Origin of the sequence: Burkholderia sp. LAS2 (assembly GCF_018417615.1) — a bacterium.
In the GTDB taxonomy this organism is placed as follows: domain Bacteria; phylum Pseudomonadota; class Gammaproteobacteria; order Burkholderiales; family Burkholderiaceae; genus Burkholderia; species Burkholderia sola.
The window spans coordinates 1,476,080-1,500,302 of record NZ_CP071052.1 but is presented as its reverse complement, the minus strand read 5'-3'; the positions used below and the strand labels follow the sequence as shown (position 1 = coordinate 1,500,302).

Sequence of the window (24,223 nt, the reverse complement as noted above, 5' to 3'; positions counted from 1 at the left end):
ACCGCCCTCCTCTCGTAGCCCGTTTGCCGACATGACCAACGCCGATCCGCACGAACTCCAGAAATTCAGCGACCTCGCCCATCGGTGGTGGGACCCGAATGCCGAATTCAAACCGCTGCACGACCTGAACCCGGTACGGCTCGGCTGGATCGACGCGCATGCGCACCTGGCCGGCAAGCGCGTGCTCGACATCGGCTGCGGCGGCGGCATCCTGTCCGAATCGATGGCCGGACTCGGCGCACAGGTGAAAGGCATCGACCTGTCGACCGAAGCGCTTGGCGTGGCCGATCTGCACAGTCTCGAAAGCGGCATTTCGGTCGATTACGAGGCGATCGCCGCCGAAGCGATCGCCGCGCGCGAACCGAGCAGCTACGACGTCGTCACGTGCATGGAGATGCTCGAGCACGTGCCGTCGCCCGCCGATATCGTGGCCGCGTGCGCGACGCTCGTGAAGCCGGGCGGCTGGGTATTCTTCTCGACGCTGAACCGCAACCTGAAGTCCTACCTGTTCGCGGTGATCGGCGCGGAATACATCGCACAAATGCTGCCGAAGGGCACGCACGATTACGCGCGCTTCATCCGCCCGTCGGAACTGGCCGGCTTCGTGCGCGCGACGGATCTGCACATCGCCGAGATCAAGGGCATCACGTATCACCCGATCGGCAAGCGCTTCGCGCTGTCGAACGACACCGACATCAACTACCTCGTCGCATGCCGACGCGGCGCATGACCTTTTGACCGGCATGACGACTCCCCTTTCGACCGCGCGGATCGCAGACGAACCGCGCCTGCTGCACTGCGATGCGGTCCTGTTCGATCTGGACGGCACGCTCGCCGACACGGCGCCCGATCTCGCGGCAGCCGTCAACAAGATGCAGCGCGCGCGCAGCCTGCCCGAAACGTCGCTCGACGTGCTGCGGCCGCTGGCCTCGGCCGGCGCACGCGGCCTGCTCGGCGGCGCGTTCGGCATCGATCCGCACACGGCCGGCTACGAAGCGATGCGCGACGAGTTCCTGGCCAACTACGCAGCCGACCTCTGCGTGCATACGACGCTGTTCCCCGGCATCGGCGACGTGCTCGACGAACTCGATGCGCGCGGCGTACGCTGGGGCATCGTCACGAACAAGGCGATGCGGCTCACCGCGCCGCTCGTCGAGCTGCTCGGCCTCGCGCCGCGCGCCGCCTGCATCGTCGGGGGCGACACTACGCCGCATCCGAAACCGCATCCGGCCCCGCTGCTGCATGCGGCCGACCAGTTGACGCTCGCGCCCGAGCGTATCGTCTACGTCGGCGACGACCTGCGCGACATTCAGGCCGGCAGCGCCGCCGGCATGGCCACCGTCGCAGCCGCATACGGCTATTGCGGCGACGGCGTCGCGCCGGCCGACTGGCAGGCCCAGCACCTCGTCGATACGACGCAGGAACTGCGGGACCTGCTGCGCGATGTTGGGCTATAATGATCGATCTTATCCGCGGGGGCGACCTGGTTTCGACAGGGGTTGTGAAGCGGCTAGGGCATGTCGAGGACCCGTCACCTCGTTAATCAATGGGAAAATCGTAACTGCAAACGACGATACGTTCGCACTGGCAGCCTAAGGGCCGCCGTCCTCTGCCTAGTTCACTGACGGGCTAGTGTCGCAAGACCGGTAGCAATACCGCCAGAGGTCATTTACGTCAGTTAAGCCCTGTCGGCGTCGCGACGCCAGGGTCGAAAATCTAGCGAATCGCCGTAGTGCAGCGTGTTCGTCCGCGTCGCTGCGGTTAAATCAAAAGACTGGACTAAACATGTAGAACTAGTCGTGGAGCGCTTCTGGACGCGGGTTCGATTCCCGCCGCCTCCACCAAATTCCGCGCTCGTCGCACGAACCCCGCATGACGCCAGTCTGCGGGGTTTTTTGTTGCCGGCGTAACGCGCACGCCCCACGCCTTCCCTTCCCTTCCGAAAAAGCGCCCAGCCACGGACGGGCCGGGCGGAATGCCGCCGGTGTTCGGCGGCCGGAGGTGACGGATGTTTCTCCCGCGCCCGCGCCATCGTCGATTGCGCCGGGTGGCGGCCGGCCCGGTGGTCAGGCTTCGGGCAGCGCGCGACGCATCGCCGCGCCGGGGCCCGCGCCGCCCATACCGGGCGAGGTGCCGCTTAGCTGCCGCGATACAGCGACTTCATTTCCTCCGCGCTGGCCGGGCGCACACCCATTGCGCGCGAACCCGACGCCGATGCGCCCTGCGCCTGCGCACCGTAGCCGCCGGCGTCGGCGCCTCGAGCCTGTGCGAGCGCACTGCGCTGCTGCTCCGCGACACGCGCCGTTGCGGCCTGGATCGCTTCCGGATAATGCGGGTCCTCGCCGCGGGCGGTGTTGTAACCGGCCTGCTGGAGTTGAACCAGTTCGGCACGGACCTGCGCACGGGTGATCGTCGAACCCGACTGGGCGAACGACACGACCGGAGCAACGAGAGCAGCGGCAACGACAACGGCTTGAACGAGCGACTTCATGATGACCTACCTCCAGATTTGTCTGATTCGGCGGTGAACACCTTGATCAGCGCCGACAAACCGAAGTTTATGTAGGTGGATGCTTAAGAATAAGGCAGGTTTGAGGAAGACATCCTTCCTGATTTACGGGTTAACCCTTAATCACTGTCGGCGCGGCCCATGCGGGCGAACGGCCGCTTCGTCCATCCCGCATTACATGAACGCTCGCCAGAAAGCGTGAGCCCCGCGAAGCGACGGGCTTCGCGGGGCTCGAATCAAGCGAGATCGGGGTGGAACGTACGCAGCGTCCGTCAGTGGATCACGCTGCGGCGCAGAAGAGGCGCCCCGCTCGGGCGCCGACACGCTGCCTGCCCGTTACCGGGTATCCATCGGGCACTTCAGGTTGCAGCCGTTCGGGTCGCCCAGGTCACCCTTGCGGCGCAATGCCGACTTCTTGCCGCTCTGATATTTCTCCGACGGCGCCGACGCCGCGAACGGCATCTGCGGGTGTTCGTTCAGGCGGAACTGTTCGCTCAGGATGCCGCCGGGCACACCCGGGGAATTCTGCGCGAACGCAAACGGCGAAGCGACGACCAGCAGCCCCGCGGTCAACGCTGCCGCGGCAAGGGGAACGGAAAATTTCATGTCGGGATGACGCCTGAACGGCGTGCTTGTTGGAACGTTGATCGAGCGGCAAGCGTAGCGCAAATCCCCCGCTGCTGCAGCGCGATTCGATCGCCGCCGCGTTACCGGGAATTGCCGTCCGGCGCGCGCGCGCCGTCGCCGCCGGCCAGCCCGGTCGCGATGTGCTCCAGCGCGCCGCACGCGGCCGGATCGTAGCCGTCGAGATGCGCGACGCGCTCGACGAAGCGTGCGTCGCGCAGCAGCGCCAGCACATCGGCCAGCGGCCGCACATCGAGCCGCGCGCGTTCGCAGGCGAAGTAATAGTCCTCGTCGACGACCGGGATGAAGTCGAGCCCGAAATGACGGGCGGCCGGCTCGACGCCGAAACCGAGATCGGCCATGCCGCTCGCGACGAACGCCGCGATCGCCGAATGCGTGAGTTCGGCCGACGCATAGCCGTCGATGCGCTCCGGATCGATGCCGATCGCGCGCAACGCGAGATCGAGCAGCATGCGCGTGCCAGATCCCGGCTGCCGATTGACGAAGCGGATGTCGTTGCGTGCCAGATCCGCGAGCCCACGGACCTGCTTCGGGTTGCCGCGGGGAACGAACAATCCCTGCTGGCGGCGCGTCAGGTGAATCAGCACGTGGCGCGTGTCGTCGAGCCACGGCCGGTAGATTTGCGCGCACTGCGCGCGAAACGCGCCGCGCGGCAAATGGAAGCCGGCGAGGTCGCATTCGCCGCGCGCGAGCGCCTGCACGGCCTCGACGCTCTCGCGGTATTTGATGTCGACGGCCGCCTGCGCATCGACGAGCGCGGAGACGAGCGTCGCCACCGCGTACCCGTGCGACGCATGAATGCGCACGGCCCCGTCGCGCTGCGCGAGCCGGCGGTTCAGTTCGCTGGCCACCTCGGCCGCCAGCGTGCGCAGGTTCCCGTCGAGGCGGCTGCGCGCGAGGCGCTGCGCATCGACGACCGCCTGCCCGAGCGCCGACAGCGTCGACCCCTTGCCGCGCGCGGTCTCGATCAGCGCGCCGCCGACGCACAACTCCAGCGCGCGCAGCATGCCCCACGCGTGCCGGTACGACAGCCCCTTGGCTTGCGCAGCCTGAGCGATGCTGCCCGTCTCGGCCACGAGTTCCAGCAGCGGCGCGACGTCGGACAGGCTGGCCGACCGGCCTTCGGTGTCGCGCACGGTCAGATACGCGTCGCATTCGATCCGAATCAATTATGTACTCCGATTTCCTATTGCGACCGCGAAATCTTCCGCTTATCGTTGGTGAAAATCAATCAGAACGAAGTCACGCTGCGCACTATATGAATTCCGAGCGCATATGAGACTTTGGAGGAGCATAACCGATGTCCCCGAATTCCCCTGCGCCCGACGCGCTCGTCGAGCGCCATGCGCGCGCCGGCCGGTCGCTCGTCGCGATCCTGCACGCGATCCAGGACGACGCGGGCTACGTGCCTTCGGGCTGCGTCGCACCGCTCGCCAAAGCGCTGAACCTGTCGCGCGCGGAAGTGCACGGCGTCCTGACCTACTACCACCATTTCCGCACCGCGCCGCCCGCGCGCGTGACGATCCAGATGTGCCGCGCCGAAGCGTGCCGCAGCATGGGCTGCGAAACGCTCGCCGCCCACGCGGAAGCCCGCACGGGCTGCCGGTTCGACGCCGCGCACGGCGACGGGGCCGCGGGCCACACGCCGGACGACGTCGCGCTCGAATCGGTCTACTGCCTCGGACTGTGCGCGCAATCGCCGTCGATGACGGTCAATGGCGTGCTCCACGCCAAGGTCACGCCGGAGAAGTTCGACGCGCTGCTGGCCGACGCGGTCGCCCACACGCCGGAGGCCGCATGACGACCCGCATCTATGTTCCGCGCGATTCGTCCGCGCTGGCGCTCGGCGCCGACGCGCTCGCCGCCGCGATCGCGGCCGAAGCCGAACGGCGCGGCGTCGCGATCGAACTGGTCCGCAACGGCTCGCGCGGGCTGCTGTGGCTCGAGCCGCTCGTCGAGGTCGGGACGGCCGCGGGCCGCGTCGGCTATGCGAACCTGTCGGCCGCCGACGTGCCGGCCCTGTTCGACGCCGACTGGCTCGATGGCGGCGCGCATCCGAGCGGTGTCGGCCTCGTCGACGCGCTGCCGTATCTCGCCCGCCAGCAACGACTCACGTTTGCGCGGATCGGCCTGACCGATCCGCTGTCGATCGACGACTACCTGAAACACGAAGGCCTCGCCGGCCTGAAGAACGCACTGGCGCTCGACGGCGACGCCGCATGCGAAACGCTGATCGAGTCGGGGCTGCGCGGCCGCGGCGGCGCGGCGTTCCCGGCCGGCATCAAGTGGCGTACCGTGCGGCAAGCCCGCGCCGCGCAGAAATACATCGTCTGCAACGCGGACGAAGGCGACTCGGGCACGTTCTCCGACCGCCTGCTGATGGAATGCGATCCGTACTGCCTGATCGAAGGGATGATCATCGCGGGCGTCGCCACCGGCGCGACGGTCGGCTACATCTACGTGCGCAGCGAATACCCGCACGCGATCGCCACGCTCGAAGCCGCGATCGTTCGCGCGCGTGAAGCCGGCTGGCTCGGCGAGCATGTGCTCGGCTCCGCGCATGCGTTCGAGCTGCACGTCGCGAAAGGCGCGGGCTCGTACGTGTGCGGCGAGGAAACGGCGCTGCTCGAATCGCTCGAGGGCAAGCGCGGCGTCGTGCGCGCGAAGCCGCCGCTGCCCGCGCTCGCGGGCCTGTTCGGCCAGCCGACCGTGATCAACAACGTGATCACGCTCGCGACGGCGCCCGTGATCTTCGCGCGCGGCGCCGCGTTCTATCGCGACTACGGGATGGGCCGCTCGCGCGGCACGCTGCCGTTCCAGCTGGCGGGCAACATCCGTCACGGCGGCCTCGTCGAGCTCGCGTTCGGCGTCACGCTGCGCGAGCTGCTGTTCGACTTCGGCGGCGGCACGGCCAGCGGCCGGCCGGCCCGCGCCGCGCAGGTCGGCGGCCCGCTCGGCACCTACCTGCCCGATCACCAGTGGGACGTGCCGCTCGACTACGAGGCGTACACGGCGATCGGCGCGGTGGTCGGCCACGGCGGCATCGTGCTGCACGACGACACGTCGAATCTCGCCGAGCTGGCCGAATACGCGATGAAGTTCTGCGCGATCGAATCGTGCGGCAAGTGCACGCCGTGCCGGATCGGTTCGACGCGCGGCGTCGAGACGATCGCGCGGATCCGCGACGGCGACACGTCGGAGCGGCAAATCACGCTGTTGCGCGACCTGTGCGACACGATGCTCGCCGGTTCGCTGTGCGCGATGGGCGGCATGACGCCGTACCCGGTGCTGTCCGCGCTCGACCATTTCCCCGAAGATTTCGGGCTCGCTGCCGGCAAGGATGCCGCGTCGGGCCCGGTCAAGGCTGCGGCCTGACCCAGAAGGAGCCCTGCATGTCCCTCGACACGAACAACGTCCGCCAAGGCGGCTGCGGCTCGGGCCAATGCGCGTGCAAGAGCGCCGCCCAGGCGCACGCACGCGATCCGCACGACGAGACCGACTACGGCACGCCGCAACGGTACGCCGATACCGACGTCACGCTCGAAATCGACGGCCAGCCGGTCACGGTGCCGGCCGGCACATCGGTGATGCGCGCGGCGATCGAAGCCGGCGTCAACGTCCCGAAGCTGTGCGCGACCGATTCGCTCGAGCCGTTCGGCTCGTGCCGGCTGTGCCTCGTCGAGATCGAAGGCCGGCGCGGCTATCCGGCGTCGTGCACGACGCCGGCCGAAGCCGGCATGAAGGTGCGCACGCAGTCGGACCGGCTGCAGTCCCTGCGCCGCAACGTGATGGAGCTGTACATCTCCGATCACCCGCTCGACTGCCTCACCTGCCCGGCCAACGGCGACTGCGAGCTGCAGGACATGGCCGGCGTGGTCGGGCTGCGCGAAGTGCGCTACGGCTTCGATGGCGCCAATCACCTGAAGGACACGAAGGACGAATCGAATCCGTACTTCACGTACGATCCGTCGAAGTGCATCGTCTGCAACCGCTGCGTACGCGCGTGCGAGGAAACGCAGGGCACGTTCGCGCTGACGATCGCCGCGCGCGGCTTCGAATCGCGCGTCGCCGCCGGCGAAAGCGAATCGTTCATGGCGTCGGAATGCGTGTCGTGCGGCGCGTGCGTCGCCGCCTGCCCGACGGCCACGCTGCAGGAAAAATCCGTCGTGCAGCTCGGGCAGGCCGAGCACTCGGTCGTCACGACCTGCGCGTATTGCGGCGTCGGCTGCTCGTTCAAGGCCGAGATGAAGGGCACGCAGGTCGTGCGCATGACGCCGCACAAGAACGGTCTCGCGAACGAAGGCCACGCGTGCGTGAAGGGACGCTTCGCGTGGGGCTATGCGACGCACAAGGACCGCATCACGAAGCCGATGATCCGCGAGAAGATCACCGACCCGTGGCGCGAAGTGAGCTGGGACGAAGCCCTCACCTACGCGGCGACGCAATTCCGCAAGCTGCAGCAGAAGTACGGCCGCGATTCGATCGGCGGGATCACGTCGTCGCGCTGCACGAACGAGGAAACCTATCTCGTGCAGAAGCTCGTGCGTGCGGCGTTCGGCAACAACAACGTCGATACCTGCGCCCGCGTGTGCCACTCGCCGACCGGCTATGGCCTCAAGACGACGCTCGGAGAATCGGCCGGCACGCAGACGTTCGCATCGGTCGGCCAGGCCGACGTGATCGTCGTGATGGGCGCGAACCCGACCGACGGCCATCCGGTGTTCGGCTCGCGGCTGAAGCGGCGCGTGCGCGAAGGCGCGAAGCTGATCGTGATCGACCCGCGCCGCATCGACGTCGTCGACGGCCCGCACGTGAAGGCCACGCATCATCTGCAGCTGCGCCCCGGCACCAACGTCGCGATCGTCAACGCACTGGCGCACGTGATCGTCACCGAAGGGCTGGTGGCCGACGCCTTCGTCGCCGAGCGCTGCGACACGCGCGCGTTCGAGCAATGGCGCGACTTCGTCGCGCAGGCGGACAATTCGCCCGAGGCGACCGCGGACGTGACGGGCGTGCCGGCCGAGCTGGTGCGCGAGGCCGCACGCCTGTACGCGACGGGCGGCAACGCCGCGATCTATTACGGCCTGGGCGTGACCGAACACGCGCAGGGATCGACGACGGTGATGGGCATCGCGAACCTCGCGATGGCGACCGGCAACGTCGGCCGCGAAGGCGTCGGCGTCAATCCGCTGCGCGGCCAGAACAACGTGCAGGGTTCGTGCGACATGGGCTCGTTCCCGCACGAACTGCCCGGCTACCGGCACATCAGCGACGAGGTCGTGCGCACGCAGTTCGAACAGGCGTGGTCGGCCACGCTGCAGCCGGAGCCGGGGCTGCGCATCCCGAACATGTTCGACGCGGCACTCGACGGCAGCTTCAAGGGGCTTTACTGCCAGGGCGAGGACATCGTCCAGTCGGACCCGAACACGCAGCACGTCGCGGCCGCGCTGTCGGCGATGGAATGCATCGTCGTGCAGGACATCTTCCTGAACGAAACCGCGAAATACGCGCACGTGCTGCTGCCGGGCTCGACGTTCCTCGAAAAGGACGGCACGTTCACGAACGCGGAGCGCCGGATCTCGCGCGTGCGCAAGGTGATGCCGCCGCTCGCGGGCTACGCGGACTGGGAAGTCACGCTGCTGCTGTCGCAGGCGCTCGGCTACGACATGCACTACACGCATCCGTCGGAAATCATGGACGAGATCGCGCGGCTCACGCCGACCTTCTCGGGCGTGTCGTACGAGAAGCTCGACGCGCTCGGCAGCATCCAGTGGCCGTGCAACGAACACGCGCCGGAAGGCACGCCGACCATGCACATCGACACGTTCGTGCGCGGCAAGGGGCGGTTCGTGATCACCAAGTTCATTCCGACGCCGGAGAAGGTCACACAGCGCTATCCGCTGATCCTGACGACGGGCCGCATCCTGTCGCAATACAACGTCGGCGCGCAGACGCGCCGGACCGAAAACGTCCGGTGGCACGAAGAGGATCGCCTCGAGATCCATCCGCACGACGCGGAGGACCGCGGGATCCGCACCGGCGACTGGGTCGGCATCGAATCGCGCGCGGGGCAGACGGTGCTGCGCGCGCTGGTGTCCGAGCGCATGCAGCCGGGCGTCGTGTACACGACGTTCCACTTCCCCGAATCGGGGGCGAACGTGATCACGACGGACAGCTCCGACTGGGCGACGAACTGCCCGGAATACAAGGTGACGGCCGTGCAGGTGCTGCCGGTGGCGCAACCGTCCGACTGGCAACAAGCGTATGCGCGCTTCAACTCGGAGCAGCTCGATTTGCTCGAGCGCCGCGCCGCCGAGCCGGCCGCCGCGACGACGGGCAAGTGAGGCAACCATGGACCACGACCACCTGATCGACATGGCCAACCAGATCGGCGCGTTCTTCGAATCGATGCCCGATCGCGACGAAGCGCTGGCCGGCATCGCCGAGCATATCCGGCGCTTCTGGGAGCCGCGGATGCGTCGCGCGTTGCTCGCCGCGCTCGACGATCCGTCGAGTGAAGCCGGACAGCGCGCGGCGCCGATCGTGCGCGATGCGATCGCCGCGCATCGCGCGTCGCTCGTCCCTGCCGCGGCGCCCGCCTGAGCGCGCGGCTACGCGGATACCGACATGCCCGCGAACCAGCTTTCGCAGTGGCGCAGCAGCGCGTTCGCGTCGGTCGCCGTGCGCCCGCGCGCGGCGACATAGCCGTCCGGCCGCAGCAGATAGAACGACGGCCGCGAGCGGCCGTATTCCTGCGCGAGCCCCGCGGCGCCGTCGCCTTCGGCATCGGCGACGCGCCACACGCGCACCGCTTCCGGCATGATCCGTTCGAGCCCCTGCACGAGCGCCTGCGCATCGGCCGGGATCGGCGGCACCTCGCCGGCGTCGGTATTCGCCGGCTCTTCCAGCAGCAACAGCGTGAAACTCGCCGGATCGTGAAGATCGTATAGCCGCGCCGTGCCGGGCGCGCGACCGAGCGGCCCGTCGAGCACGTGCACGAGCGCGTCGGGTGCGCGCTCGCCCGCGCGCGGACCGCCGTCGAGCACGCGCTCGAGCGTGAGCGGACTCTTCCGGTACTGCACGCCGAGCTCGCTGACCGTGCGCCTGAGCGCGTCGCGCATCGGCCCGAACGATGCCAGCAGCGGCACGACGTGATCGCGCAGCAGCTTCATCGCGCCGCGCTCGGCTTCGACCACCTGCGTGACGAAACCGGTCTGCCGCAACACGTCGCGCTCGATCGGATGGCGCTCCGCGTGATACGTGTCGAGCAACCGCTCGGGCGCACCGGCGCGCAGCACGCGCGCGAGCTTCCAGCCGAGGTTGAACGCCTCCTGGATGCCGGTGTTCATGCCCTGCGCGCCGGCCGGGCTGTGAACGTGCGCGGCGTCGCCCGCGAAAAACACGCGGCCGTGACGCAGCCGGTCGACCATCCGGCTGTGGAGATGGAAATACGACGACCACGCGAGATCGCTTGGCGAGATCGATGCGCCGACGCGCGCGCGGATGATCGTGTCGCATTCGTCGAGCGACGGCGTCGAGTCGGGCGACGCGCCGCTGCCGGGCGGCCGGTCCGCGACGAGCCGGTAACGGCCGCCGCCCATCGGAAACAGGCCCGCGATGCCCGCGGGCGTCGTGAACAGGTGGATCTCCTCGTCGGACCAGTCGGGTATCGCCGCGAAATCGGCCAGCAGGAAAGTCTGTTCGAACGCATGTCCGGTAAAGCCCAGGCCGAGCAGGTGCCTGACCGTGCTGTGCGCGCCGTCGGCGGCGATCAGGTACGACGGCGCGAACGACTCGTCGCGGCCGTCGGCGCGGCGCAGCGTCACGTCGAGCGACGTAGCGCCCGTGTCGCACGCGGTCAGCGCCGTACCGCGTTCGACGGTCACCCCCATTCCGGCCAGGTGCTCGGCGAGCAGCCGCTCGGTGACGCTCTGGTCGAGAAACATCAGATACGGATAGCGCGTTTGCAGCGGATCGAAATCGAGTCGCGCGATCACGCGGCCGTCGGCATGCAGCTCGGCCGCATGCGCGCGATGGCCGAGCGCGAGAAACGGTTCGACCGCGCGATGCTGCTCCAGCAGTTCGAGCGTGCGCGCCTGGATGCCGATCGCACGCGAAAACGGCGCCGGTGCGGCGAGACGATCGATGATGCGCACCGGCACGCGAGTCCGCGCGAGGCTCATCGCCGCGGCAAGGCCGGTCGGCCCCGCGCCGACGATCAGCACGGGCGGGATATCGGATAGTGTGTCAGCCATGGAGACCTCGATGACACGCGACCCTGCCAGTCTACGCCGCTCCGCGTGACGGGGCCATATGCCGACCGGCCGATGCGCGGCCTCGCCGCGCGGTGTGGGAAAATACGCGCTTTCCGCCCCTTTTCGCGTCATGGATTCCGCATTCGACCGGGCGTACGCCGCACATCGCGCGGGCCGCCTCGCCGAGGCCGAGCACGGCTATCGCCACGCACTCGCCTCCAACCCTGCCAACGCCGACGCGCTGCACCTGTTCGGCGTGCTGCGGCACCAGCAGGGCCAGCATGCCGAGGCAGCCGACCTCGTCGGCCGCGCCGTCGCGCTGCGTCCGGACGATGCCGCGCTGCAGCTCAATCTCGGCAACGCGCTGAAAGCGCTGGGCCGGCTCGACGAAGCGATCGACCGCTTCCGCAACGCGCTGACGCTCGCGCCCGAATTCCCGCTCGCGCACTACAACCTCGGCAACGCGTATGCGGCGCTGCAGCGTCACGACGATGCGATCGACGCGTTCGGCCGTGCGCTGCGGCTCACGCCCGACGACGCATCGATCCACAACAATCTCGGCAACGCGCTGAACGCGCTCGGCCGCCACGACGACGCGCTCGCCGCGTTCGGTCGCGCGCTCGAGCTACGGCCCGGCCATGCGGGCGCGCACAACAACCTCGCGATGGCGCTGAGCGCGATGGGTCGCGCCGACGATGCGATCGCGCACTTCCAGGCTGCGATCGCCGCGCAGCCGCGGTTCGTCGCCGCGCATTTCAATCTCGGCAACACGTTCGATGCGGTCGGCCGGCATGCCGAGGCGGCCGCGGCGTTCGAAGCCGCGCTCGCACTGCACCCGCCGTTTCCGCTCGCGCTGTTCGGGCTCGCGAACGCACTCTGCGCGCAGGCGCGCCACCGCGACGCGCTGCCCTACTACGAGCGCGCCGTCGGGCTCGATCCGTCGTTCGGGCTCGCGTGGCTGAATCTCGGCAACGCACATCACGCGCTCGGCGCGCACGAGATGGCGCTGCGCGCATTCGACCAGGCGCTGCGCGTCGCGCCCGATCTCACGCTCGCGCGGCTGCATCGCGCGGTCACGCTGCTGACGCTGCGCGACTTCACGCGCGGCCTGCCCGCGTACGAAGCGCGTCACGAGACGCCCGGCGCGACGCCGCTCGGCGCGCTGCCGCGCTGGCAAGGCGAGCCGATTACGTCGCGCACGCTGCTGATCCGCGCGGAACAGGGGTTCGGCGACACGCTGCAGTTCGTCCGCTTCGTGCCGCAGGTGCGCGCACGCTGCGCGCGCGTCGTGCTCGAAGTCCAGCCGGAACTCGTCGCGCTGCTGACGCCGGCCGCCGCGCGCTGGCGCGTGACGCTCGTCCCGCAAGGCGCCGCGAAGCCGCCGGCCGCGGACGTCGCCTGCACGCTGATGAGCCTGCCGTTCCTGCTCGGGCTTCAGCCGGAAGACATCGTCGGCTCGCGCTACCTCGATGCACCCGACGGCGCCCGGCGGCGCTTTCGCGGCTCGCTCGGCGGGCAGTCGAAGCGCAAGTTCGGCCTCGCGTGGTCGGGGCGCCGACAGGCGCAGGAAAACCGCTCGATGCCGTTCGATGCGCTCGCGCCGCTGCTCGCGCTGCCGGACATCGACTGGATCGTGCTGCAGCCCGCGCTCGACGACGACGAACGCGCGCGCGTCGATGCGCATCCGCGCGTGCATCGTCTCGACGGCCGGCTGAACGACTTTGCCGATACGGCCGCGCTGGTCGAGCGCCTCGACGGCGTCGTCACGATCGACACGGCGGTCGCGCACCTCGCGGGCGCGCTCGGCAAGCCGCTGTGGGTCATGCTGCCGTTCGCTCCCGACTGGCGCTGGTTCACCGGCGACGACTGCCCGTGGTATGCGCGCGCCAGCATCGCGCGCCAGCCTGCGCCGGGCGCGTGGCCCGACGTGGCGGCCACGGTGGCCGACATGCTGCGCGAAGCATGACCGCAAACGAACAAGGGAGCGCATTGCGCTCCCTTGTTCAAGGTGATCCGCGGCCGACGTCGCGCACTATGCCGGCCGCCGTCAGGCCGACTTGTACTGGTTGCGCGCGTCGGACGTGCGGTACAGCACGAGCGTCGCGATCAAGCCGCAGATCGCGGCCACACTCAGCCACAGCCCCGGCGCCGCCTTGTTGCCGGTCTGGTGGATCAGCAGCGTCGAGATCGCCGGCGTGAAGCCGCCGATCGTCGTGGCCAGGCTGTACGCGAGCGAGAAACCGGCCGTCCGCACGTCGGCCGGCATCACTTCGGTGAGCGCGACGACCATCGCCCCGTTGTACGACGCGTACAGGAACGACAGCCACAGCTCGACCGCGAGCAGCCGCAGGAACGACGGATCGCCGACGAGCCAGCGCACGGCCGGGTAAGCCGACAGCAGCGTCAGCACGGTGAACGCGATCAGCACCGGGCGGCGGCCGATACGGTCGGACAGCGCACCGGACAGCGGCAGCCACACGAGATTCGAGATCCCGACGCAGACGGTCACGACGAGTGCATCGAGCGACGACAGATGCAGCACTTCCTTGCCGAACGTCGGCGTGTACGCGGTAATCATGTAGAACGACACCGTCGTCATGATCACCATCCCCATGCCGGCCACCACGACGCCCCAGTTGTCGAGCATCGAGCGCATGATCTCGCCCATCGTCGGGCGGTGGCGCTTCGCGAGGAATTCGTCGGTCTCCTTCAGCGAACGGCGGATCAGGAACAGGAACGGCACGATCAGGCAGCCGATCAGGAACGGAATGCGCCAGCCCCACGCGGTCATTTCCTCGACCGGCAGCGCGCGGTTCAGCACGACGCCGACGAACGCGGCGAACACGACGGCCACCTGCTGGCTGCCCGACTGCCACGACGTATAGAACCCCTTGTGGCCCTTCGTCGCGATCTCCGACAGGTAGACCGACACGCCGCCGAGTTCGACGCCCGCCGAGAAGCCCTGCAACAACCGGCCGAGCAGCACGAGCACCGGCGCGAGCACGCCGATCGTCGCATAGCCCGGTATCGCGGCCACCGCGAGCGTGCCGATCGCCATCAGCCCGAGCGTCAGGATCAGCCCCTTGCGGCGGCCGTGATGGTCGATATACGCGCCGAGCACGATCGCGCCGACCGGTCGCATCAGGAAGCCCGCGCCGAATACCGACAGCGACAGCATCAGCGACGCGAACGCGTTGCCGCTCGGAAAGTACGTTTTCGCGATGGCCGACGCGTAATACCCGTAGACCATGAAGTCGTACATTTCCAGGAAGTTGCCGCTGACGACCCGGAAGACGGTGCGGACTTTCGATTCCTGCGCGATGGCAGGCGACGCTGTGGACATGGTTTCTCGCTCAGCTCGGATGGCGCGAATACCGCGCCGCATGGATCCGGCGACGCGCGCCGCGCCGGGTCGGGCCGACGCGCACGGGCATCGCTGCCCGCCGGCGGCACGGCGCGTAACGGCGCGCCGCCGGCATGATCCGCGAATCATGCCACGGCAACCCGACATTTGCCTTGTAGCGCCCCTGTCACCGACGTCGCGATGTCCGCCTCGTACAAGTCGCCCCGAAGCGGACACAAGAATCAGATCGATCTGATCGACCGACCTTCGCCGGCTGACCACAATGTCACGATTTGCGACGACATTTTCACGCCGCGCCGGCACGGATGCCCGTGTCGCACGACGCCCCTGCCATGATCCCATCGCCCCTCGTCCCGGTCGAAGGCGCGCTCGCCCGCCCTCGCGCCACCCCGCTCGACCACGTCCCGCCGTTCGGCCGCGAATGGCGATTTCGCGGCGCACCCGGCGCAGGGCCTGGCAGGAACTGCCTCGCGACGCTGACGACGTCCTGCATCGATGTCGACCGACCGCACCGCGAGTGCCGATGGCAGCCGCTATCCGTGGCGGCGTCGCTGCCGGCTTCGGCCGGGCTGCCTGTCCCGTCGACAGTTGTCCCGGGCCGGCGCTTGCGCCATTCCGCGCGCCACGCTCGCGACCGGCGCGCGATGTACGTCGTCTGCTGGAGCATCGGCGCGCTCGGCATCATCGGCTGGCTGATCGGCACGTACGACCGGCCCGCGGGTTCCGGTCCCGCGTACGCGATCCAGGCGGCCGGCAGTACGCCCGATCACGCCGCGACATCGACCGGTACGATACGTATCGCGGCGGCGCAACCGGATACGTCGACGCATGCGATGCCGCAGCACAAGGTGGCGACGCCTGTCGCGAACACGGTCGAATCGCCGCCAGCCAAGCATCGCGTCGCGCTTCGACCCGCAACGCTTCACCCGCAAGCGACGGCCGACGTGCGGCATGCCGCCCCTGCTTCGCCACGTCGGGCAACCGGCCAGCGCACGGCAAACGCCCCGACCCGTACGCCGGTCGTGCCGCGGCTCGCCGCACATCAGCCGCTCCAGCGTGCGCCGTTCCAGCGCGACGCGGCCAACACCGGCACACGCGATCGACTCGCTCGGCCGCTGCGCACGGCAGATACGCGCGATACACGCGACTCGTTCGACGATCCGGCCACGTTGATCGCAATGGCGAACACGCTGCGCGCCGCGCAGCCGGCCCGGCCGGCGCACCCGCCGGCCGGCGTCGACTGGACGTCGCACCTGTCGCACCGCCGCGTGACCGACGTGCCGGACGCGTTCGCGCATTGACGCCCGCGCAATAAAAAACCCGGCGAAGATCGCTTCGCCGGGTTTTCGCTCGTCTCGTTTCGTCCGCTCGACGACACGTTACTTGTGCACGGGCAGCCCCGTCTCGGTCTGCTTCTCGAGTTGCCGCACCTGCTCCTGCAGATCGCGCAACTGCAACTGCGCCGCCCGCTTCTCGACCTGCAGCGCCTGCGCCTGCTCCTGCGCCGATTTCTGCCGCTGCGCGACTTCGGCCTGCTGGCTGCGCGCGACGCTCAGATCGGCCTGCAACTGCTGCGCACGATTCGCCTGCAGCGCGATCACGCGTTCGAGAAATGCCTTCTGCGCCTGCAGCTCGGTCCGGCGGATCTCGATCTCGGCGAGCTGCGCCGTCTGCTGGACGAAATTCGCGTACACCATCTCCGCGCGCGTCTTTTCCTGCGAACGAATCACGCGCCACAGGTTCTTGTCCTGGAACAGCGCGACGTAATACGTCATCTCGCGCGGATCGAACATCAGGCTCGCACCGTAGCTGCCGTTGTACGTCGTGCGCATCTCGACGATCCGGCCGTCGTGCAGCATCTGCGTCAGCTCGGCGACGTTGCCTTGCACGGCGGCGTCCGTCGCGGCCGACGCCGCCGGCGCCGGCGCCGGCGCCGCGCTGCCGCTCAGGCTCGTGACCGCCGGACGCGTACCGGCGACGGGTGCGGTCGCGTCGGTAGACCAGGCCGTGCCCGCTTGCGCGCAGGCAGCCAGCGCAACGATCCACGTTGCGCATCGTGCAGGGGAGAAATTTCGGAAAGCCAACGTCAGACTCCGGCGAACGAATCGGGACTCGCGATTATCGTGCAAAACGAAACGGCCGCATCTCGAATTAATCGGGATGCGGCCGGCCTTCGTTCAGCACGGAAAATACGGCGTGCTACAGACGCGTTTCGCGCGCCGCGCGCAGAAACGCGTCGAGCAGCGGCGTGCAGTCGAGCAGTTCGGAACCGCCCGCGCGATGGAACTCCGGATGCCACTGCACGCCGACGACGAACGGCGAACGGCGATGGCGAATGCCTTCGATGATCCCGTCGCCGGCCGACACGGCCTCGATGTTCAGATCGCGGCCGAGATCGCGGATCGCCTGGTGGTGAATCGAGTTGACGATCGCTTCGCTGCGCCCCGGGAACATGCTCGCGAGCGTCGACGAATCGGGAAAGCGGATCGCGTGACGATGCTGGTCGTAATGCTCGCTCACGTGCGCGTGCGCGGTCGGCACGTCGGTCGCGATGTCCTGGTACAGCGAGCCGCCGAACGCGACGTTGATCAGCTGGCAGCCGCGACATACGCCGAGCACGGGTTTGCCGGACTCGACGAATTCGTGCAGCAGTTCGAGCTCGTACATGTCGCGCACGCGATCGCCCGGCCATTCGGGACGCGCATCCGACGCCGCATAGGTTTGCGGCGACACGTCGGCGCCGCCTTGCAGCAGCAGGCCGTCGAGATGCTTCGCGTAATCGCGCAGGCGGATGTTGCTCGGATGGATCATGCCTTGATGGCCGACGGTCGGAATCATGAACACGAGCACGTCGCGCGACATCACCCAGTGGGCGATCGATTCCTCGAGATACTGCAGCGTCTTGCCGCGCAGCCCCTTCGCGCCCGGCTCCGGATGGAAGATCCGCGCCGACACGCCGATGCGCAGCGTGCGCTGCGTGATGCGCTGGCCGGCGCGGTCGAACAGCCGCCGCGCACGCGCCGCGACGATCCGGCCGAACACCGACCACGGCGTGTCGCTCTGCTTCAGATAGGCGGGCGGCGCATTCTGCGCGCTCGCGGGCGGCGGCCGCGGCGTGTCGAAATCGGGCGGCGCGCCGAATCCGGGCGGCGGTGCGCCTGGCTTCAGCGGCGCGGGCGCGGCCGCGCCATCGCCGACGGCGCCTGCCGCACCGGGCGCACCGGGTTCGGATGCAGCCGTGACGGGCGACGCGCCGTCATCGGCGACATGCTCCGCGGCGGCCTGCGTGGCCGGCGCATCGGGCGTTTTCGCCGGATCGGGACGGGGGGAATCGGAAGAAGCGGAAGAGGTGCCGGGCAGACCGGCCGGGGAAGGCGTGTTTTCGCTCATGACGATAGTCTGATGCGTCGCTCGCGCGTAGGGATAGACGAGGATTCATTATGCTTCAGTGCACGATCGCGCGGCAAACCTGCAACATCCTGTCGATATTGTTGCAAGTCGGCGGCCACGCACGCCGCAGAACGACGCCGCTCGCGCGTCGGCACCGATTGCCCGGCCTCGCTGGCGCTGGACACTACTGATATATCACAATAATATCCAGCGATCGTCCACGCTTTCCGAGCCTCCGCGCCATGATCGCGCCCCTCCCGGCCGCCGCGCCGCCACCGGCATGAGTACCGTGACCGACCTCACCCGCGACCGGGCCGCCGCGTCGCCAGCCAGCCTCGCCGACCGCGCGTACGCGCTGATCCAGCGCGACATCATCACGATGCGCCTGAAGCCGGGCGCCGCGCTGAACGAAGCCGACCTCGTCGCACGCACGGGCATCGGCCGCACGCCGGTGCATCAGGCCGTGCATCGGCTCGTGCTCGAAGGGCTGCTGTCCGTGATGCCGCGCAAGGGCCTGATGGTGCAGCCGCTGTCGCTCGACGACATCGTCGCGGTGATCGACGTGCGGCGCGTCAACGAAGCGCACTGCGCCGAACTCGCCGCGCGCCATGCGACCCCCGACGATCTCGCGCGCCTGGCCACGCTGCTCGACGACGGGCAGGCCTGCGTCGACATGCACGACGTCGAGGGCATGATGGAGCTCGACCGCGCGTTTCATCAGACGATCGCCGCAGCCGCGCGCAATGCGGTCCTCGCCGACATCCTGCGCGCGCTGCACGAGCGCTCGCTGCGCTTCTGGTTCGTCACGCTGTCCGAACCGCACCATCTCGCCGACGTCCAGCACGAGCACCGCGCGCTGTTCGACCGGCTGTCCGCGCGCGACGCCGCCGGTGCGCGCGCGGCCGTCGAAAGCCATATCGATTCGTTCCGCTCCACGCTTCTTCAACATCTTCGCCCCTGAGCCGCCATGACCACTTTCACGCCCTTCCCCCCGCTCGCCCAGCTCGCCGCCGACCTCGCCGCCGGCCGGACCACGAGCCGCGTGCTCGTCGACACCGCACTCGACCGGATCGCCGAACCGTCGGGCCAGGGCGCCGTCGTCTTCACCGAAGTCGATGCCGACAACGCCCGCGCGGCCGCCGACGCGCACGACCGGCTGCGCGCCGCGGGCACGGTGCTGTCGCCGCTCGCGGGCATTCCGGTGTCGGTCAAGGACCTGTTCGACGTCGCGGGCCAGGTCACGCGCGCGGGTTCGCGGGTGCTCGACGGCGCGCCGGCCGCGCACACCGATGCGGTCGCCGTCGCGCGGCTCAAGCGCGCGGGCGCGGTGCTGGTCGGTCGCACCAACATGAGCGAGTTCGCGTTTTCCGGGCTCGGGCTGAATCCGCACTTCGGCCACCCGCGCTCGCCGTATCACCGCGACGTGCCGGGCGATGCGCGGATTTCGGGCGGCTCGTCGTCGGGGGCGGCCGCGTCGGTCGCCGACGGGATGGCCGCCGTCGCGCTCGGCACCGACACCGGCGGCTCGATCCGCATTCCGGCCGCACTATGCGGGCTGACGGGCTTCAAGCCGACCGCGAGCCGGATCCCGACGCAAGGCGGCGTGCCGCTGTCGACGACGCTCGACTCGTTCGGCCCGATCGGCCTGACGGTCGCGTGCTGCGCGCTGGTCGACCGGATGCTCGCGGGGCTCGAGCCGCACGTACCGGCCGCGCGGCCGCTCGAAGGCGTGCGGCTCGGCGTGCTGACGAACTACGTGACGGACGGCGTCGATGCCGACGTCGCGGCCGCGCTCGACACCGCGCTCAAGCATCTCGAAGCGGCCGGAGCGATCGTCACCGACGTGCGCTTCCCCGCGCTCGACCGGCTGCCGGAGATCAACCGCTTCGGCTTCTCGCCGATCGAGGCGTACGCGTGGCACCGTCCGCTGCTCGCGAAGCATCGCGACCAGTACGACCCGCGCGTGCTGACGCGGATCCTGAAGGGCGAACCCGCGAGCGCGGCCGACTATCTCGACCTGCTGGCCGCGCGCGCCGCGATGCTCGACGAAGCCGCGCACACGGTCTGGTCGCGCTTCGATGCGCTCGTCGCGCCGACGGTGCCGGTCGTGCCGCCGCGCATCGCCGAACTCGAAACCGACGACGACGCGTTCACGCGCACCAACGCGCTGATCCTGCGCAACCCGAGCGCGTTCAACTTCCTCGACGCGTGCGGGCTGTCGCTGCCGTGCCATCCGCGCGACGCGGCGCCGGTCGGCCTGATGCTCGCGGCGGCGCCGCATCGCGACGACGCGCTGCTTGCGATCGGTCAATCGGTCGAGGCCGTACTGAACACGATCCGCTGACCGCGCCGGCCGATCGCAAGCCGATGGCGAGCCGATCGCCGGCGGCCCGCGCGCGGTGCGGCAGGTTGCCGCACGCGCGCTGTCAGTTTCGTGCCAGATCATTCGCGCTAAAATCGCGCGATTGTTTTCCGGACCGACCGACGAGGAATCCCGCCGACATGAACGACTACACGCTTGCCCTCCGCCGCGAACGCCGCCTGCTGATGCTGCTCGGATGGGTGTGCATCGCCCTGCTGGCCGGCGCGCTGTACCTGCAGTACGTGAAGAACGAAGACCCGTGCCCGCTGTGCATCATCCAGCGCTACTTCTTCTGCGCGATCGGGATCTTCGCGTTCCTGGCTGCCGGGATCCGCAACTGGCGCGGCGTCTGGGTGCTCGAACTGCTGATCGCGATCGCCGCGGCCGGCGGTGTCGGCACGGCCGCGCGGCACCTGTCGATCCAGATGAATCCGGGCTTCAGCTGCGGCTTCGACACGCTGCAGCCGATCGTCGACAGCCTGCCGCCCGCGCAGTGGTTCCCTGGCATGTTCAAGGTCGCCGGGCTGTGCGAGACCGTCTACCCGCCGATCCTGGGCATCCTGCTGCCCGGCTGGGCGCTGATCGGCTTCGCCGCGATCCTGATTGCGGTCGTCGCGAGCCTCTGGCGCCATCGCCGCAAGCTCGCGGGTTGACCCACCGGCCGCGGTGCCGGCCCATCGCATGCGCGGCCCGACCGAATGGGCCGCGCGCCGCCGGCGAGTCGTCACCCGGCTGCGACCTGCGCCGGCCTTGCCCGGTCGCCGCGTATAAACACCTATCCCGCCGCCGCCCGGCGTTCCGGGCTGGCGCGCGTCGCGCGATCGCCGCGCCCCCGCCCCGCCCCACATGCGTTTCGGCCCGATGTACATGCATCGGTCCCCCGATTCCGCGCGGCGGGCCTATGATCGACATGATCGCCGCCTGATAGCCCGGATCACCGCCCGGCCATGTTCCCGCCGCGTGGCGGTGCTATCTTCGGGGCTGGATGGCGATCTACGTGCGCGAGGCCAGGCGGTCTCACCGCTGCCTGCGTAACGCGCGCCCGATCCGCAATGTCGACTGGATTCATCATGACAACGCAAACCATCCGCATCCGTCACCCTCATGGCGTCCGCGCGTCCGGCGGCGCCGGTCGCGCACGCCGTCGGTCCGCGGCCGCCGCACGGCATCGGCCGTGCAGCCGGCCAGCCCCGCTCCTGTCCGCCCTCGTTGCCGCCGCGCCCGCCAGAGCGCGCCGCGCGTCGTGCGGCGTCGTCCCGAACGGAGCGTGCTGATGGAAGCCTGGCTCGGCGATCTGCAGCAACTGCTCGCGCACGGCGAAGCGGCCGTGCTCGTGACGGTCGCGCATACCGACGGCTCCGCGCCGCGCGAGGCCGGCACCAAGATGCTCGTCACGCGCGACACGGCCCGCCATACGATCGGCGGCGGTCATCTGGAATGGAAGGCGATCGAGATCGCGCGGCACCTGCTGAAGGACGGCGCGCACGTGCCGCACGCGCGCCGGCTCGAGCGGCTCGCGCTCGGCCCGAGCCTCGGCCAGTGCTGCGGCGGCGCCGTGGTGCTCGCGTTCGAGCGGCTCGACGTCGGCGACCTCGGCTGGATCATGTCGCTCGCGAAGCGCGTCGCGGCCGGCGCCGCGACCGTGCGTAGCGTATCATTCGGCCCCTCGCCGGGCGCGCCGCTGTTGAGCGAGCCCGAATCGGAAGCCGCGCGCGCCGACTGCCTGCTGTGGGAAACCGGCGGCGTATCGCTGATGACCGAAACGATCGCGCCGTATGCGTTCCCCGTCATGCTGTTCGGCGCGGGGCACATCGGCACCGCGCTCGTGAAGGTGCTGGCGACGCTGCCGTGCCACGTGCGCTGGATCGACCGGCCCGACGCGGCGTTCCCGCCGGCCGACGCGCTCGCCGGCATCGGCAATCTCGCGATCGACGCGGCCGCTTCCCCGGCGGACGCGGTCGACGCGGCGCCGCCGCAGTCCTACTTCGTCGTGATGACGCATGACCACGCACTCGATTTCGTGCTGGCCGAGCGCATCCTGCGACGCGGCGACTATGCGTACTTCGGGATGACCGGCTCGCATACGAAACGCACGCAGTTCGATCATCGCCTCGCCGCGATCGGCATCGACCCGGCCCAGGTCGCGCGGATGCGCTGCCCGATCGGCGTCGAAGGCATCATCGACAAGGCGCCCGAAGTGATCGCGATCTCGGTGGCCGCGCAGTTGCTGCAGGCCGTCGAGGCGAATGCGTCCGCACAGGCTTCCCCTACCTACTGACCGACCAAAAACGACGCCATGACCCCGACATTCAAGAACAAGATCGCCCGCGCGCCGAAAGCGGAGCTGCACATTCATATCGAAGGCTCGCTCGAGCCCGAACTGATTTTCGCGCTCGCGCAGCGCAACGGCGTGAAGCTCGCGTACGACTCGATCGACGCGCTGCGCGCCGCGTACGCGTTCACCGACCTGCAGTCGTTCCTCGACATCTACTACGCCGGCGCGAGCGTGCTGCTCACCGAGCAGGATTTCTACGACATGACGGCCGCGTACTGCGAGCGCGCGCTCGCCGACAACGTCGTCCACACCGAACTGTTCTTCGACCCGCAGACGCACACCGAGCGCGGCGTGCCGATCGAGACGGTCGTCGCGGGCATCGAGCGCGCGCTCGCCGATGCCGAGCCCCGCGGGCTGTCGAGCAAATTGATCCTGTGCTTCCTGCGCCATCTGTCCGAAGAGGACGCGCTCGCGACGTTCGAATCCGCGTTGCCGCTGTTCGAGCGCTATCGCCATCGGCTGATCGGCGTGGGCCTCGATTCGTCCGAGCTCGGCCATCCGCCGACGAAGTTCGCCCGGGTGTTCGAGAAGGCACGCGCGCTCGGGCTGAAGCTCGTCGCGCACGCGGGCGAGGAAGGCCCGCCCGCCTACATCTACGAAGCGCTCGACGTGTTGAAGGTCGACCGGATCGACCACGGCGTGCGCAGCATCGAGGATGCGGCGCTCGTCGAGCGGCTCGCGAAAACGCGCACGGCGCTCACCGTGTGCCCGCTGTCGAACCTGAAGCTGTGCGTGTTCGACGACATGGCGAAGCACACGCTGAAGGCGCTGCTCGACCGCGGCGTGGCGGTGACGATCAACTCCGACGATCCGGCCTATTTCGGCGGCTACGTCAACGAAAACTACTTCGCGACGGCCGAAGGGCTGCAACTCACGGATGCCGAAGTCCATGCGGTGATCCGCAACGGCTTCGAGGCGTCGTTCATCGAACCGGCGCAGCGCGACGCACTGTACGCGCGCCTCGACGCGTACTGGCAGGCCGCGTGACGGCCCGCATCGAGGCACGCTAGACAGATGAAACACGGCAACGGCATCCGCTTCGCGATTCCCTGTTCGGCCTTGCGCCGGGCTGGTGGCGTGCGTGCAAGCCGGGCGACGGCGCGGTGCATCGCCGCCCGGCCGCACCGGCCGTCGCGGCTTGCCGTGCCGGTCGCCGTCGTACCGGATGCGGGCGTAACGGATGTGCGCGCAACGGCCGCGAGGTGCGCCCGCAACCACTCGCGGGCGGCTTCGGCCGCCACGTTCGCCCGCGCCATCGCGTGCGGCCGTGCCGCACATCACGGGCGGCCGCCGCTCGCGAAGCACCGTGCCGCCCCGTGCGGCGCCGATCGTTTTCTTCTGTTCGCCTTACCTTGATGCAGGA

General features: G+C 69.1%; 21 protein-coding genes and 1 other RNA gene. 15 read left to right on the top strand and 7 right to left on the bottom strand.

The window, feature by feature from the left end; translation table 11 throughout:
• The first annotated feature begins 31 nt into the window (after positions 1–31).
• The 3 genes from ubiG to ssrA all read left to right on the top strand — a co-directional run bounded on the left by ubiG (position 32) and on the right by ssrA (position 1,844).
• Entirely contained in the window at positions 32–730 is a 699-nt protein-coding gene (gene ubiG, locus JYG37_RS07020; RefSeq protein WP_050011547.1) for a bifunctional 2-polyprenyl-6-hydroxyphenol methylase/3-demethylubiquinol 3-O-methyltransferase UbiG, read from the top strand.
• Positions 731–743: 13 nt separating this feature from the next.
• A complete protein-coding gene (gph, locus tag JYG37_RS07015) occupies positions 744–1,457 on the top strand; it encodes a phosphoglycolate phosphatase (protein WP_050011548.1) in 714 nt (237 codons plus the stop codon).
• Positions 1,458–1,474: 17 nt separating this feature from the next.
• Positions 1,475–1,844: a transfer-messenger RNA gene (gene ssrA / locus JYG37_RS07010) on the top strand.
• 293 nt (positions 1,845–2,137) lie between these two features.
• Here the strand turns inward: ssrA and JYG37_RS07005 are convergent.
• From JYG37_RS07005 to JYG37_RS06995, 3 genes are all read right to left on the bottom strand, one after another.
• Positions 2,138–2,491, bottom strand: coding sequence for a DUF4148 domain-containing protein (locus JYG37_RS07005; RefSeq protein ID WP_050011549.1), 354 nt, complete (start codon positions 2,489–2,491; stop codon positions 2,138–2,140).
• 354 nt (positions 2,492–2,845) lie between these two features.
• Positions 2,846–3,115, bottom strand: coding sequence for a hypothetical protein (locus tag JYG37_RS07000; RefSeq protein WP_050011550.1), 270 nt, complete (start codon positions 3,113–3,115; stop codon positions 2,846–2,848).
• Positions 3,116–3,216: 101 nt separating this feature from the next.
• Complete coding sequence (locus JYG37_RS06995) at positions 3,217–4,323, bottom strand: substrate-binding domain-containing protein (RefSeq protein ID WP_124556039.1); 1,107 nt, start codon at positions 4,321–4,323, stop codon at positions 3,217–3,219.
• A gap of 131 nt (positions 4,324–4,454) precedes the next feature.
• Here JYG37_RS06995 and JYG37_RS06990 point away from each other — a divergent pair, with 131 nt between their 5' ends.
• From JYG37_RS06990 to JYG37_RS06975, 4 genes are read left to right on the top strand one after another with little or no spacing between them, the layout of a single operon-like run.
• A complete protein-coding gene (locus tag JYG37_RS06990) occupies positions 4,455–4,955 on the top strand; it encodes an NAD(P)H-dependent oxidoreductase subunit E (protein WP_089488256.1) in 501 nt (166 codons plus the stop codon).
• Positions 4,952–6,529 (top strand): formate dehydrogenase beta subunit, encoded by a 1,578-nt coding sequence (locus JYG37_RS06985; protein WP_124595023.1) that lies wholly within the window; start codon positions 4,952–4,954, stop codon positions 6,527–6,529. The genes JYG37_RS06990 and JYG37_RS06985 overlap by 4 nt, the downstream gene beginning before the upstream one ends.
• A gap of 17 nt (positions 6,530–6,546) precedes the next feature.
• The gene (gene fdhF, locus JYG37_RS06980; RefSeq protein WP_050011554.1) at positions 6,547–9,498 is read left to right on the top strand and encodes a formate dehydrogenase subunit alpha; all 2,952 of its coding nucleotides are present in this window, start codon (positions 6,547–6,549) and stop codon (positions 9,496–9,498) included.
• Between the two features lie 7 nt (positions 9,499–9,505).
• Positions 9,506–9,757: a formate dehydrogenase subunit delta gene (locus JYG37_RS06975; protein ID WP_050011555.1), complete on the top strand. Its 252-nt coding sequence runs from the start codon at positions 9,506–9,508 to the stop codon at positions 9,755–9,757.
• A gap of 8 nt (positions 9,758–9,765) precedes the next feature.
• Here JYG37_RS06975 and JYG37_RS06970 read toward each other — a convergent pair whose 3' ends face one another.
• Complete coding sequence (locus JYG37_RS06970) at positions 9,766–11,409, bottom strand: FAD-dependent monooxygenase (RefSeq protein ID WP_213345972.1); 1,644 nt, start codon at positions 11,407–11,409, stop codon at positions 9,766–9,768.
• Positions 11,410–11,539: 130 nt separating this feature from the next.
• Between JYG37_RS06970 and JYG37_RS06965 the strand changes: the two genes are divergently transcribed.
• On the top strand, positions 11,540–13,375 hold the full coding sequence (locus JYG37_RS06965; RefSeq protein ID WP_414590542.1) for a tetratricopeptide repeat protein: 1,836 nt from the start codon (positions 11,540–11,542) through the stop codon (positions 13,373–13,375).
• Positions 13,376–13,456: 81 nt separating this feature from the next.
• Here the strand turns inward: JYG37_RS06965 and JYG37_RS06960 are convergent, their stop codons facing one another.
• Positions 13,457–14,752 carry an MFS transporter gene (locus tag JYG37_RS06960; protein WP_050011558.1) on the bottom strand — a complete coding sequence of 432 codons (1,296 nt, stop codon included), beginning with the start codon at positions 14,750–14,752 and terminating at the stop codon, positions 13,457–13,459.
• A gap of 353 nt (positions 14,753–15,105) precedes the next feature.
• On the opposite strand from JYG37_RS06960, the gene JYG37_RS06955 reads away from it, so the two are divergent.
• Complete coding sequence (locus JYG37_RS06955; protein ID WP_050011559.1) at positions 15,106–16,074, top strand: hypothetical protein; 969 nt, start codon at positions 15,106–15,108, stop codon at positions 16,072–16,074.
• A 78-nt stretch (positions 16,075–16,152) separates the two neighbouring features.
• Here JYG37_RS06955 and JYG37_RS06950 read toward each other — a convergent pair whose 3' ends face one another.
• Positions 16,153–16,857: a DUF2968 domain-containing protein gene (locus tag JYG37_RS06950; protein ID WP_050011560.1), complete on the bottom strand. Its 705-nt coding sequence runs from the start codon at positions 16,855–16,857 to the stop codon at positions 16,153–16,155.
• 115 nt (positions 16,858–16,972) lie between these two features.
• On the bottom strand, positions 16,973–18,163 hold the full coding sequence (locus JYG37_RS06945) for a gamma-glutamyl-gamma-aminobutyrate hydrolase family protein (RefSeq protein ID WP_050011561.1): 1,191 nt from the start codon (positions 18,161–18,163) through the stop codon (positions 16,973–16,975).
• Between the two features lie 280 nt (positions 18,164–18,443).
• On the opposite strand from JYG37_RS06945, the gene JYG37_RS06940 reads away from it, so the two are divergent.
• The 6 genes from JYG37_RS06940 to JYG37_RS06915 all read left to right on the top strand — a co-directional run bounded on the left by JYG37_RS06940 (position 18,444) and on the right by JYG37_RS06915 (position 24,216).
• Positions 18,444–19,124, top strand: coding sequence for a GntR family transcriptional regulator (locus JYG37_RS06940; RefSeq protein WP_050011563.1), 681 nt, complete (start codon positions 18,444–18,446; stop codon positions 19,122–19,124).
• Between the two features lie 6 nt (positions 19,125–19,130).
• A complete protein-coding gene (locus JYG37_RS06935; protein ID WP_213345971.1) occupies positions 19,131–20,507 on the top strand; it encodes an amidase in 1,377 nt (458 codons plus the stop codon).
• Between the two features lie 158 nt (positions 20,508–20,665).
• The gene (locus tag JYG37_RS06930; protein ID WP_050011565.1) at positions 20,666–21,178 is read left to right on the top strand and encodes a disulfide bond formation protein B; all 513 of its coding nucleotides are present in this window, start codon (positions 20,666–20,668) and stop codon (positions 21,176–21,178) included.
• 620 nt (positions 21,179–21,798) lie between these two features.
• On the top strand, positions 21,799–22,803 hold the full coding sequence (gene xdhC, locus JYG37_RS06925; protein ID WP_050011566.1) for a xanthine dehydrogenase accessory protein XdhC: 1,005 nt from the start codon (positions 21,799–21,801) through the stop codon (positions 22,801–22,803).
• 18 nt (positions 22,804–22,821) lie between these two features.
• A complete protein-coding gene (locus tag JYG37_RS06920; RefSeq protein ID WP_089488252.1) occupies positions 22,822–23,847 on the top strand; it encodes an adenosine deaminase in 1,026 nt (341 codons plus the stop codon).
• Between the two features lie 27 nt (positions 23,848–23,874).
• Positions 23,875–24,216, top strand: a complete 342-nt coding sequence (locus tag JYG37_RS06915; protein WP_239468930.1) for a hypothetical protein — start codon at positions 23,875–23,877, stop codon at positions 24,214–24,216.
• The last annotated feature ends 7 nt before the right edge of the window (positions 24,217–24,223 follow it).

Excerpts from the sequence above, each read along its gene's own strand:
- ubiG (WP_050011547.1), top strand. The coding sequence starts at position 32 with ATGACCAACGCCGATCCGCACGAACTCCAGAAATTCAGCGACCTCGCC.
- gph (WP_050011548.1), top strand. The coding sequence starts at position 744 with ATGACGACTCCCCTTTCGACCGCGCGGATCGCAGACGAACCGCGCCTG.
- JYG37_RS07005 (WP_050011549.1), bottom strand. The coding sequence starts at position 2,491 with ATGAAGTCGCTCGTTCAAGCCGTTGTCGTTGCCGCTGCTCTCGTTGCT.
- JYG37_RS07000 (WP_050011550.1), bottom strand. The coding sequence starts at position 3,115 with ATGAAATTTTCCGTTCCCCTTGCCGCGGCAGCGTTGACCGCGGGGCTG.
- JYG37_RS06990 (WP_089488256.1), top strand. The coding sequence starts at position 4,455 with ATGTCCCCGAATTCCCCTGCGCCCGACGCGCTCGTCGAGCGCCATGCG.
- JYG37_RS06985 (WP_124595023.1), top strand. The coding sequence starts at position 4,952 with ATGACGACCCGCATCTATGTTCCGCGCGATTCGTCCGCGCTGGCGCTC.
- fdhF (WP_050011554.1), top strand. The coding sequence starts at position 6,547 with ATGTCCCTCGACACGAACAACGTCCGCCAAGGCGGCTGCGGCTCGGGC.
- JYG37_RS06975 (WP_050011555.1), top strand. The coding sequence starts at position 9,506 with ATGGACCACGACCACCTGATCGACATGGCCAACCAGATCGGCGCGTTC.
- JYG37_RS06970 (WP_213345972.1), bottom strand. The coding sequence starts at position 11,409 with ATGGCTGACACACTATCCGATATCCCGCCCGTGCTGATCGTCGGCGCG.
- JYG37_RS06965 (WP_414590542.1), top strand. The coding sequence starts at position 11,540 with ATGGATTCCGCATTCGACCGGGCGTACGCCGCACATCGCGCGGGCCGC.
- JYG37_RS06960 (WP_050011558.1), bottom strand. The coding sequence starts at position 14,752 with ATGTCCACAGCGTCGCCTGCCATCGCGCAGGAATCGAAAGTCCGCACC.
- JYG37_RS06955 (WP_050011559.1), top strand. The coding sequence starts at position 15,106 with ATGATCCCATCGCCCCTCGTCCCGGTCGAAGGCGCGCTCGCCCGCCCT.
- JYG37_RS06945 (WP_050011561.1), bottom strand. The coding sequence starts at position 18,163 with ATGAGCGAAAACACGCCTTCCCCGGCCGGTCTGCCCGGCACCTCTTCC.
- JYG37_RS06940 (WP_050011563.1), top strand. The coding sequence starts at position 18,444 with ATGAGTACCGTGACCGACCTCACCCGCGACCGGGCCGCCGCGTCGCCA.
- JYG37_RS06935 (WP_213345971.1), top strand. The coding sequence starts at position 19,131 with ATGACCACTTTCACGCCCTTCCCCCCGCTCGCCCAGCTCGCCGCCGAC.
- JYG37_RS06930 (WP_050011565.1), top strand. The coding sequence starts at position 20,666 with ATGAACGACTACACGCTTGCCCTCCGCCGCGAACGCCGCCTGCTGATG.
- xdhC (WP_050011566.1), top strand. The coding sequence starts at position 21,799 with ATGGAAGCCTGGCTCGGCGATCTGCAGCAACTGCTCGCGCACGGCGAA.
- JYG37_RS06920 (WP_089488252.1), top strand. The coding sequence starts at position 22,822 with ATGACCCCGACATTCAAGAACAAGATCGCCCGCGCGCCGAAAGCGGAG.
- JYG37_RS06915 (WP_239468930.1), top strand. The coding sequence starts at position 23,875 with ATGAAACACGGCAACGGCATCCGCTTCGCGATTCCCTGTTCGGCCTTG.